Source organism: Alteromonas sp. 07-89-2, assembly GCF_013113925.1.
GTDB classification, from domain to species: Bacteria; Pseudomonadota; Gammaproteobacteria; order Enterobacterales; family Alteromonadaceae; genus Alteromonas; species Alteromonas macleodii.
In genome coordinates this window covers 58030-68917 of sequence record NZ_VTYM01000031.1, presented here as the reverse complement: position 1 = coordinate 68917, position 10888 = coordinate 58030, and the positions used below count along the sequence as shown (strand labels likewise).

Sequence of the window (10888 nt, the reverse complement as noted above, 5' to 3'; positions counted from 1 at the left end):
GAAACGTATTAGCGCCGATGGTAGTGTGGGGTTTCCCCATGTGAGAGTAGGACACTGCCAGGTCCCATTAAGAAGAACCCGCCTAACGGCGGGTTTTTTGCTTTCCGCAGAAAGAAAAAATAATGGGGTCAGAGTACATTAATCCCCATTCCCCCAGCAACACCTCAAATTGGGGTCAGAGTACTTTATTACCCAGGTTACCAGAACCGAGTCAAAGTACCCATGCCCTCCAGCGCCGATAAATCAGAGTAATTTTTTGAAAAAACGAATTTAACTATGCGTGATTTCAAAACTGTGAGGGAGAAACTCTCAAATTCGCCAGCGTACCTTATTAGAGAAATGTACTCTGACCCCAATCTTTGAAATGTACTCTGACCCCACTATTTGCTGGGATTATGCTTCGGTTTGTAGGGCTTGCTTCTTCAATGTTTCTATCATGTATTCGCGCATTTTAAACTTCTGAAGCTTCCCTGTTACTGTCATGGGGTACTCTTTCACTACGCTGATGTATTTGGGTACTTTAAAGTAGGCTAGTTTGGATTTCAGGTAGTCGCGTATCTGATCCTCGTCTATATGTCGATTTTCCTTTGCCTTAATCCATAGGCATACTTGCTCGCCATATTTGTTGTCAGGAATACCAAAGACAGCGGCGTCTGACACATCCGCATGCTGATATAAGACTTCTTCAATTTCTCTTGGATAAATGTTTTCGCCCCCACGAATGATCATGTCCTTTATTCTACCAACAATAGTGACATAGCCTTCTTCGTCCATTTCTCCAAGATCGCCAGAATGAAGCCAACCTTCATCGTCTATGGTGGCTTTCGTCTTAATCTCATCACCCCAATAACCTTTCATTACACAGTAGCCTCTCGCGCAAATCTCACCCGGTTCTCCAATAGGCACCGTATTGCCTTGGGGATCTATGATCTTCACTTCTGTATGGGGCATAGCGCGTCCTACAGTTTTGACCTGCTTTTCAAATGGCGAGTCAATGTCAGTAATATGATTGATAGGGCTACACTCTGTCTGACCATAACCTATGACGACTTCTGTCATATAAAATTCACTATGGACCTTTCGCATGAGCTCTTCTGGACAGGTACTACCTGCCATGACACCTGTCCTTAGTGTTGATAGATCAAAGCTCTTGAAGTTGGATAGTTCGAGCTCAGCAATAAACATGGTAGGTACGCCATGTAAGCCCGTACACTTTTCTTCTTCTACCGTGCGAAGCGTTGTTTCAGGGTCGAATGATTCCCCAGGAAATACCGCACACGCTCCAGATGCTAAGCATACTAAGTTGCCCAATACCATTCCAAAGCAGTGATAAAGTGGTACGGGGATGCATAGCTTGTCTCTGTCCGTAAACCTCATTGCTTGTGACACTAACAAACCATTATTTAGAATATTTCGGTGAGTTAACGTCGCACCTTTCGGGTTACCAGTGGTACCGGAGGTGAACTGAATATTGATGTTATCATCCGGGCTAAGTTTCGATTCAATCGCTAACAGCTGAGATTTAAGCGCTTCCGTTGGTTCTATTTGTAATGCGGAAAACGCCTGCAATCCTTCCACAGGTTTATCGCCAATAGTATATACATGCTTAAGAGAAGGTAACTTAGCAAGCGTTAGAGGACGCTTTGGTGTGTTCTTATCTTGGCTGTCTATTTCTGGCGCAAGCTCTTTCAACATGGCGACGTAATTTGACTGCTTGAATGACTGCGCCATGACTAAGTATTTTACGGAAACGTTATTAATGGCAAACGCTAATTCATCAGGGCGATAAGCAGGGTTCAGGCATACCATGATCGCCCCGATTCGCGCAGTGGCCATCTGTACGATCGACCATTCGATATTGTTCGGAGACCATATACCCACACGGTCGCCAGGTTCTACACCGTTTGCAAGTAAGCCGCAAGCAACACGTTCTACTTCATACCAATACTGCTGATAGGTCCAGCTAACGTCTTGATGTTTTACAATAATCGCTGGGTTATCGCCATAATTGTCGACAACATTTTTGAAATACTGACCGATAGTGAGCGACGTCAGCTCAGCGTCATCAGAGCCAGTAAACTCACTTTTCTGAAGAGGGAGTAGTGAGTTCGGTGTAAATTTTGATTCCATCATATCTTGCCTCCATGCGCGTACGCATCTGATTTATATATAAATAATAGAGTTGGCTGTTTCGGCTTTTGGTTCCAAATAACCAATGGCAACAATTGCAGTAAATGCTGAATACGCAACGAATAAAACAAATAATTCAATCTTTATTAACAATATTGTTGCAAACGGGTTTTGTCGACAAGATGTTAGTCGTATATGGGGTTATTCAACGATGAATTTGTGTGACTCGTCGTACACGCTGAAAGGAGAGTAATAACCAAAAGTGACAATGTATTTGATGTCTAAAGAAAATTTTCTCGACTTTAATGAAACAAAAAAGCCTCCGACGAAGGAGGCTTCCTAAAAATTTTTACTTTACGAGAGGTGAGCGTCTATTCAGACTCAATACCTTCGAAGTAGGCACGATATTCCATACGGGTAACGTAAGAATCGCCATTTTCGTCCATCATCTCAAAGTCACCTTCGACATGTGCAACCTTTAACTCCTCGGCTGTAAGCTTACCGTCGCTGTCTACATCGATTTCAGTAAACTTATTGTCGGCTGTGGCTGACATTTCAGTACGAAGCTCCTTATTCTTCTCTGATATCATTTCACTGTCTGCTTTAGAGAATAATTCAGGGTTGCCCTTTTCCGAGAGTAGAGCGTCATTGGTGCCTTCAGTTTTCACCTGAGTAATGATGTCGTCGCTAAACATTGATGGTTTTTCATCAACAAACTTGTTGAATTCAACACGGCTAATCATGCTGTCACCATCGGTATCCATTTTTGCGAGAAGCTTACTGTCAATAACGCCAGAAGACTCAGAACCGACGATATAGCCGTTTCCATCCTTATCCATTGCGTTAAATCCCATCGAGATCTTCTCTTCGTGGTGGCCTGCTACTGCTGAAGCAGATAGTGTTGCAGCAATAACAGCACTGGTAATCATACTTAGTTTTGTGATCTTCATAATCAAATTCCTTCTGGCTTTTACAGTGAACTTGGGCGCTCAATTGCCCTAACCACTAGGTCCACAGACCTCAACATAGGTGCAGATTGGAAGTAAGTTTCAATCTGACACCGCTAATGACTTACGTAATTCATTATTCATTGAATGTGCCAAATGCATAACTAACTGATTTAGTGAGGTAATAAAAATTTAAGGCAAGGATTTCAATGTTATTGCTATGTTAAATTGTCGCAGTGTTTGCAAGATCTTCATACGTCAAACTTAAGCTGATCTCAGATATAGATAGAACCCCATTAATGAGATTAAAACAGCGAGAGTTGATCGTTCGCTATTGTCTCAAAATTCAGGCCAATAAGAGGCAAGATACTATCGGCAATGGGTTGGACTTGCTTTTCAATATAGTGGTCATATTGAAGGGGGGCCGTGGCGGTTTCTGCGGTTTGAGGGCCCTGTACTGTAATAACATAAGCAATGGTAGTATGAAACTGATAGCGAAGTGGCAACCCCTGTTCTTTATAGTACTCGTCGGCTAATCGCGCTGCCCTTACGTGGGGAGGCAGCGACTTGGTATACGACGACAAAGGCTTTCGCAGCCGCTTTTTATAGACCAAAGCGTGATCCATTTCACCGGACTTTATCGCTGCTATCGTGCTATTTATGTAGTCTTCAACAGGCTGTCCAGTAAACACTTTTTTGTACAGCTCGTACTGGAAGGTTTTAGCTAGTACCGTCCAATCAGAGCGGACATTTTCTAAGCCTTTAAAGACAAGTTCACCGCCCTTCATTCCTGCGTAACGTTTTTTGCTGCCTTCGGAAGAGCCTCGGATCGTCGGCATAAAAAACGTAGAAAAGTGAGATTCAAACTCAATTTCTAAGTGGCAATCAATGTCGAACTCACTTTTTAGTAACTCTGTCCACTTTCGATTAATAATGCTAGCGAGCTCAAGTCCAGTCTCTGGGGGCGTACCCAGTGCATCATTCCCTTCTACATGAACAAATGTTGAGTCGGTATCGCCGTAAATAACCGTATAGCCTAGTTCTTCAATCCAACCCGCAGTGGTTTGCATAATCTCGTGACCCCTTAATGTGATTGAGCTAGCCAGGCGAGGATCGTAGAAAGGGCAACCTCCACTACCAAGCACACCATAGAAGGAGTTCATTAATATTTTGATGGCCTGAGAGCGCGGTGCGTCATTCTGTTTTTTGGCTTCGTCGCGCTGCAGCCATAGGTTTTCAATGATGGAAGGTAGAAAATGAGATTCGCGGCTAAATACTGCGCCTTTAAAACCTTCTATCGCCGTGTCAGGAGACTTAAGCCCTTCTGCAAGTCCTAACGGGTCGATTTTAAATGTACGAATGATGGAAGGATATAGGCTCTTAAAATCGAGGACTAAAACGTCTTTATATAAACCTGGCTGGGAACGCATGACATAACCACCCGGACTAGCCAAGCCTCCATTTTCAGGTCTTACCCCCGCGACATAAGACTTGCGGTGAAGCTTAGGCAAGTACACATTTAAAAACGCGGCCACTGACCCTCCGGGGCGACTCATATCTAGGCCGGTAAGAATACTGCGCAGCGCCAGAAAATCGATAAATTGGGTTTTATCCTGAATGCGATTGACCAGTTCCGTGTCTTTAAAGTTATAGTTAGCGAGTGCAACAGGGTCGCTATGATAAAGACGCTTTATCGCTTCAAGCTTGTCGGCAGCCTGAATAAGCTTATTTTCGCCAAGCAGTTCTTCAGATACGTGATCGAGCGAGAACGACTCGAATTGATAAGTCATTGTTTTTAGTGCTTCGATACCATCAATGACGCATCGTCCTGGCACATCAACGAGGGTTTGATCTTCCCACTGTCTTACAGAAGCCTCTCTGCCATGGCGGCCGATAGCATACTTTAGCGAGTTAGCCCTAGCGCGGCGTTCAAGTACCGCCATATCGAACTGTTTAACGTTCCAGCCTAAAATGATATCTGGGTCGTAGGATGTAAGATAAGAAAAAAATGCTTCAAGCAGTACTTTTTCTGATTCAACGGTAATGAGCTCGTACGCGCTGTCTTCTTGTCCCTGCAATGTTTGCCCAACAAAGCGTGGCGGGCATAAAAGCAGCACAACGTTGAGTCCTTCACCGGCTAACGCAATGCTAAAGAGTTCTTCATGCTCATTGCATTCGATGTCTATGCTTAGCGATGTAAATGTGGTTCTGAATTGACAGGGTCTGATTTGCGCATTTTCTATAACGATCTGAGGCGTATCGTCGAAATCTTGCGGGGCCAGGAATTCCACCGCGCCATACACAAAGCGCTCCATTAAGTAGCGATCGGCAACGCGAATATCGGCTTCGTACAATACAATACTGCTTTCCTGCGCATGCTGGCGAAGCTGATGCATGTGTGATTCGGTTGCGGTTTTTACCGTCGCAACAGGAACTTGTTCCAGCGTGTGAAACCCGTCATCTGAAATACTGATCTTTGCAGAAATACGCTCGGCGATATTGCGTAAATCATTGGCGTGATCAACAGATACAAAGCAAGTGGGGTATTGGGGTGAAGAAATTAACCTAGCGGTGCTACTGGGCGTTTTAACCCATAGCTCAACATACACCTTGCCTCGCCGGGTAAACGTACTTTTATTGAGTATGAACCCTTGTTGTATTGTTGAGGCTGACATGAATCTAATTTACTAACCGGCTTTGTTGACGTTAATTTCTTTAAATAGCCTCATGGGCGTGTACGTTTTATAAACTCGCATTACCGTTATCTGTTCAATAACTGGCGCAAAGGTGCAATAAAAATGCGCTACCACTGTGCACGAGAAACGGCAGTAGGCTTAGTATAACGTTTGTTATCACCTACTCCTATAGATCTCTATTCGACAGATATGTTTGTTTTTGTAAGCAGCGCGAGTTAAAACGAAAACGTACAGTCTTTGTGCACGTTAGACCATGCACGATAGAAAAGGTGAGGGCGATATGGAATATCTATTCGATAAACAGGTAGAGCCGGGCGAGCTAATAGAAGTGGCCGATGGTGTTCTTTGGCTAACAATGCCGCTCCCATTTGAACTTGACCACATAAATTTGTATCTGATCCGCGGTGAAGGCGGTTGGGTGGTCATTGATACTGGCATAGGAACGTCCACCACCAAAGCGCTGTGGGAGCGTATATTCAAGCAATTAGACGGGCCAATAGTTGGTGTCATCGTTACGCACTTACATCCTGATCATGTAGGGTTAGCGGGCTGGATAGCCGACACGTATAACGTCCCCTTTTATATGTCTCAAATTGAGTACTTTACTGCCAGAGCGTTTGCGGCAGGAAGAAATGGCGCAACGAATGAGCGGGATGTGCAATATTACCAGCGAGCAGGTTTAGACGAATCCATGATCGCAAAGCTTACTTCTGGTGAAGGCAATGGCTACAGCAGCGTTGTTTCACCACTACCCATTAGCTACACCCGTCTAAAACATGGTATGACGCTGTCGCTTGGCGGTAATGAATGGCAGATCATCATTGGCCGCGGCCACTCTCCTGAGCATGCGTGCCTTTACAATAAGCAAAAAAATATTCTCATATCAGGCGATCATATTTTGCCGATTATCACGCCAAACATTGGCGCCTACTCAACAGAGCCTGATGCCAACACCTTAGACGACTACCTTTCTACGCTGCCGCAATTCAAGAATTTGCCCAAAGATGCGACAGTATTACCTGCTCACAAGCTACCCTTTATCGGCCTGCATGAGCGAGTAGATTCGCTTATTGCTCATCATCACGAGCACCTAAAAGCACTGTTAAATGCTTGCGAGCAACCTCAAACGGTCGTAGAGTTATTACCGGTTATGTTTAAGCGCAAGCTCTCTAGTCGCAACATGGTGTTTGCAGTAGCAGAGTGTTTGTCTCACCTTAATTACTTGCTTAATGAAGGAGTCATTTCGCGGACGTTAAACAGCAAGGGTGTGTATACATTTAAAGCCTGTGAAGTAAAAAAGCTTGCTTGTTAGTTCAGTCAGAGGACATACAAACAGAGTGAGGATTAACAACGTCCTACTCTGTACTGGGCTATCTGTTTTCTAGGCCGTTTGAGAGTTTTCCGTTTCGTTTTCTTTATTCTCTTCATTATCTTCACTGGACGGGGGCTGTGCTGCAGGCTGTTTCGGAATGGTGATCTCTACCACGGTTCCTTTTGCCTCTTTGCTGCTAATAGATATTTTACCTTGATGTTGTTCGATGGCGGTGTAAGCCACAGAAAGGCCCAGCCCTTGGCCTTGCCCTTCGGGCTTTGTAGTAAAGAAGGGTTCAAAGACTCGCTTTAGATGTTTCGTAGGAATACCGCAACCCGAGTCCAGTATTTTGATGGTCACCAACGTAGGTGAATCGAGCACAGTAAGTTTAATGAAGCCCCTATCTTCTATGGCCTGCGCTGCATTTATCATGACGTTCATTAGCGCCTGTTTCAGCGGCCCAGAGTTTCCCATTACCTCCACTTTCTCTAATTCACATTCAAATTTATATTGGGGCGTGCTGTACTGGGCGGAAATAAGCGTGATCAGCTGGTGACACACGGCGCAGATATCTACTATCTGCACACCTTCGGTAGTCTCCAGCGAAAAGTTCTTAAGGTTTTCGACGATGTCTTTTACGCGGGTAAGACCATCTGTCGATTCGGCAATTAGCTCAGTAATATCGTCCTTTAACAAGTCGTAGTGATTAGACTCAAACAGTGCGTCGACCTGCTCTTTAAGTTCGTCGGTGAAGTGTTCGAGTTGCTCCTGAACGCCATCACAGATCGCAATAAGGTGAGTTGCGTATTGCTCAAGTGTATTGAGGTTAGCGCTCACAAAACCAATAGGGTTATTAATTTCGTGGGCGATCCCCGCCGCTAGCTGACCAGTAGAAGCCATTTTCTCAGCCTGAATTAGCTGGCTCTGTGCGGTATCGAGTTTGCGAATTAACTTTTTTTGCGCTTCGTGTTCTTTCTTCAAAGCTTCAGAAAGCTTTTGCTGGGCTCTAAAATAGCTAGCTTGGGCGGTCACATCTTGCAGAAAAATACACGCCAATTTTTGCCCTGTGTTTTTGTCTTTAATGGGCAAGATTTCCATGTTTTGATACATCTGTGTTTCTTCACCCGTTATAGGGCGAGAGCTCTTAAACGGAAAGATGTGGGGGCGTTGTTCCCAGTAGCTAAAGCTAGGATGCTGCAGTACAAAAACTGACTTTAGTCTGCGTTTTAGAAACTTACCTTGTCCTTGAAATAACTCAACAACTGGCGTTTCTTTATAGCAGTCGCGCATATTGTGAGGAAGTCGATCTAAAAAGAAGTCGTTTAGATAAACAACCTTAAAGCTCTCATCGACTATACCAATTCCGACTGGTAATTTACCTACCAGTTGTTCAAACATTATGCGAGTAACTCATCCAATGTGTCTTTCATGCGTGCAAGAGATTCATCGTCTAAGCAGAAAACAACGCGCATGCTAAACGACGAGATCGCGATAATAAACTGCACTTCCATCACTAAGCTGTGCTGCCATTGCAACTCATCGAAGTTCGCTTTATCGGGCAAGAATAACGTGGGCATGTTCAAGTTAGTGGTAAGCTCCAACTGGTCGGAAAGACCAGCCAAACACGCACCTGCCAAAATGTTACAAAGCTCCAAGATAATCTCTTGAATGTCTTCTCTGCTTAATGGTTCATCGTAATCCATTAACGTTGCGACCTCACTCAATCCAGCTTGAGATAGCACAGACATCACTTCGCCGTGTACGTCGCCTAAAAAAGACTGACGGGTATAGAAAGCGTCTTCGGTTTCAAATAAAAGACTGTAAAGCTGGGTGGGAGTAACCGCTGAGATTTTTGGGATAGAAATATCAATTTTGGTTTCAATTAACTGCGCAAGAGAGTTAGCCGCTTGCCCCATGGAAATATTTAGGAGTTCTTGAAGGGCATCTCTTTGCTCTTCGTCTAGTGGTAGTACAATGCTCATAGATACCCCAACTCAAACAACGACATTGCTAATTCTTCTTTATCAAGCGGTTTGCGTAAAAAGCGCTTTGCCCCCAGAGACATGACAATTTTCTGTTTTTCTGGCTGAAAGTCAGCGCTAATCACAATTACATTTGGGGCGTCGGGCCTTTGGTGCAAGAATTCCAACACACCAACGCCGTCAACTTCTGGCATGGTTAGGTCTAAAAGTACCAATGCAAATTCACTTTCTGACAGCGCATTTATGGCTTCTTGCCCGTTCGTTGCTTCGGTGATGTCATACTCTAAATCTTGCGGAAGTGAGCGAATCACACTACGCCTCGACAACTTAGAATCATCAGCTACTAATACAGAAATTGACATTTACAGCCTCCTAGAGCGGCATTTGATGCGATGCCTTTTTAGTAAAGTATGTGCAACTTTAGCGTTACTGCAACAATACCGTAAAAATTTTCCAATCAGCGTATTCTTTGAGCAGTGGCGCTTTAGAATGAGTATATGACAGAAGTGACTTTTATGCGTATTAGACTTTTAGTTGAAAATGACTAGGAGAGTAAACGGGGAAGTAGCAGAAAATTTAAGTCTATAAGTAGCGAGGTGTGCATTGGCCGACAATGCACACCCTTGTAGCTAAGTATTTTGCATAGTGTACATTTTTTCAAGTGCACTGGGCATGGCATCAACATAGCGTTTTACATCGCCAATTTTTCCCGTACTTACGCGAGACCAGTTGTCGTATGTACGGTAGATTCCTCTAATCAGCACGTCCTGTTCAGCCATGGCTTGGCGGAAGTACTCTGCGTTGCCGTCACCTAAATTAACAAAAATAAAGTTAGTACTAGAAGGTAGCGCTGTCAATCCATTTGCTTTTACTGCGTCCATAACCATAGATTTACCTTCATAAATTTTCTCTTTAGAGAAAGTTAAAAAGGCATCGTCATTGTAGCTGGCGATAGCCGCGGCAAGGCCTGCTTGATTCAATGTATAGCCACCCATGCCATAGCGATTGATCCACTCAGTGTTTTCCTCTGATGCGATTAAATAGCCCACGCGCATACCTGCTAAGCCATAAATCTTTGAGAAGGTTCTCGCTACAATGACATTATGACCAGCTTTAACGAGCGGAATCATTGAATGCTTAGGAGGCTCATCGATAAGCTCGTTATATGCCTCGTCGACCAACACCAGTGTTTTTTTAGATGCTTTTATGCAGAATTCGCGAAGCTTATTCGGATCGAGCACTTTTCCCGTTGGATTGTTCGGGTTACAAAGGTGAACCATACCAATAGAGTCGTCTATTGCGGCGTACATGGCATCAAGGTCAATATCAAGCTCTGCCGTATTAGCAACTCTCACTATTTCTGGCGCACCTTGTTTTTCAGGTGCTTTAGACGTGGTGTCCCAAAATAGGTCCGGGCCCAGAATTTTTCCGTTCTTGCTGGCCGCAAGGGCGGCGTAGGAAAGAATAGGGCTTGAACCTGCGCTCAAAGAAATGTGCTTTCGAGTAATACCATAGCGCTCGGCAATCATATCCAATAGTGTCATAGCGGCAGGATAAGCATAGTAGGCTCCACCTTCCGCCGATGCTTTTGCGATAGCGTCTAGCGCTTTCGGGCTCGGCCCAAACGGGTTTTCATTGGCATTGAGCTTTGCAATCCCAGGCTTTGGTCCATACATAACAGACGATGGGGAAGCGCTTGCGCTAACAGATTGGGCGCTCACAAGGTGACCTATGCCACTCGCACCTATTGCTGACGCTGCAACGGTGCCACCAATAAACAAGCGTCTTGAACGGTTATAACTCACGGGTTGTCTCCTTCTT

At 44.5% G+C, this 10888-nt stretch carries 8 protein-coding genes; 1 reads left to right on the top strand and 7 read right to left on the bottom strand.

From position 1 onward, the window contains the following. Positions 1–393 precede the first annotated feature (393 nt). The 3 genes from F0261_RS17380 to F0261_RS17370 form a co-directional block, all read right to left on the bottom strand. Positions 394–2133, bottom strand: coding sequence for an AMP-binding protein (locus F0261_RS17380; RefSeq protein WP_171338549.1), 1740 nt, complete (start codon positions 2131–2133; stop codon positions 394–396). A 368-nt stretch (positions 2134–2501) separates the two neighbouring features. Further along, on the bottom strand, positions 2502–3080 hold the full coding sequence (locus F0261_RS17375; protein WP_069944956.1) for an EF-hand domain-containing protein: 579 nt from the start codon (positions 3078–3080) through the stop codon (positions 2502–2504). Positions 3081–3382: 302 nt separating this feature from the next. Beyond that, positions 3383–5752 (bottom strand): DNA polymerase II, encoded by a 2370-nt coding sequence (locus F0261_RS17370; protein ID WP_069944955.1) that lies wholly within the window; start codon positions 5750–5752, stop codon positions 3383–3385. A 301-nt stretch (positions 5753–6053) separates the two neighbouring features. On the opposite strand from F0261_RS17370, the gene F0261_RS17365 reads away from it, so the two are divergent. Continuing rightward, on the top strand, positions 6054–7085 hold the full coding sequence (locus F0261_RS17365) for an MBL fold metallo-hydrolase (protein WP_069944954.1): 1032 nt from the start codon (positions 6054–6056) through the stop codon (positions 7083–7085). Between the two features lie 69 nt (positions 7086–7154). On the opposite strand, the gene F0261_RS17360 is transcribed toward F0261_RS17365, so the two are convergent. The 4 genes from F0261_RS17360 to F0261_RS17345 form a co-directional block, all read right to left on the bottom strand. After that, entirely contained in the window at positions 7155–8483 is a 1329-nt protein-coding gene (locus F0261_RS17360) for a sensor histidine kinase (RefSeq protein ID WP_171338548.1), read from the bottom strand. Beyond that, entirely contained in the window at positions 8483–9067 is a 585-nt protein-coding gene (locus F0261_RS17355; RefSeq protein WP_171338547.1) for a chemotaxis protein CheX, read from the bottom strand. Before F0261_RS17355 ends, F0261_RS17360 begins: the two co-directional genes overlap by 1 nt. Continuing rightward, positions 9064–9429, bottom strand: coding sequence for a response regulator (locus F0261_RS17350; RefSeq protein ID WP_014949491.1), 366 nt, complete (start codon positions 9427–9429; stop codon positions 9064–9066). Before F0261_RS17350 ends, F0261_RS17355 begins: the two co-directional genes overlap by 4 nt. Before the next feature lie 267 nt (positions 9430–9696). Next, positions 9697–10872, bottom strand: coding sequence for an aminotransferase class I/II-fold pyridoxal phosphate-dependent enzyme (locus F0261_RS17345; RefSeq protein WP_171338546.1), 1176 nt, complete (start codon positions 10870–10872; stop codon positions 9697–9699). Positions 10873–10888 lie beyond the last annotated feature (16 nt).

Bases quoted from the DNA above. Each gene is read 5' to 3' on its own strand.
- F0261_RS17365 (WP_069944954.1), top strand. From the start codon at position 6,054: ATGGAATATCTATTCGATAAACAGGTAGAGCCGGGCGAGCTAATAGAA.
- F0261_RS17350 (WP_014949491.1), bottom strand. From the start codon at position 9,429: ATGTCAATTTCTGTATTAGTAGCTGATGATTCTAAGTTGTCGAGGCGT.
- F0261_RS17375 (WP_069944956.1), bottom strand. From the start codon at position 3,080: ATGAAGATCACAAAACTAAGTATGATTACCAGTGCTGTTATTGCTGCA.
- F0261_RS17380 (WP_171338549.1), bottom strand. From the start codon at position 2,133: ATGATGGAATCAAAATTTACACCGAACTCACTACTCCCTCTTCAGAAA.
- F0261_RS17355 (WP_171338547.1), bottom strand. From the start codon at position 9,067: ATGAGCATTGTACTACCACTAGACGAAGAGCAAAGAGATGCCCTTCAA.
- F0261_RS17370 (WP_069944955.1), bottom strand. From the start codon at position 5,752: ATGTCAGCCTCAACAATACAACAAGGGTTCATACTCAATAAAAGTACG.
- F0261_RS17360 (WP_171338548.1), bottom strand. From the start codon at position 8,483: ATGTTTGAACAACTGGTAGGTAAATTACCAGTCGGAATTGGTATAGTC.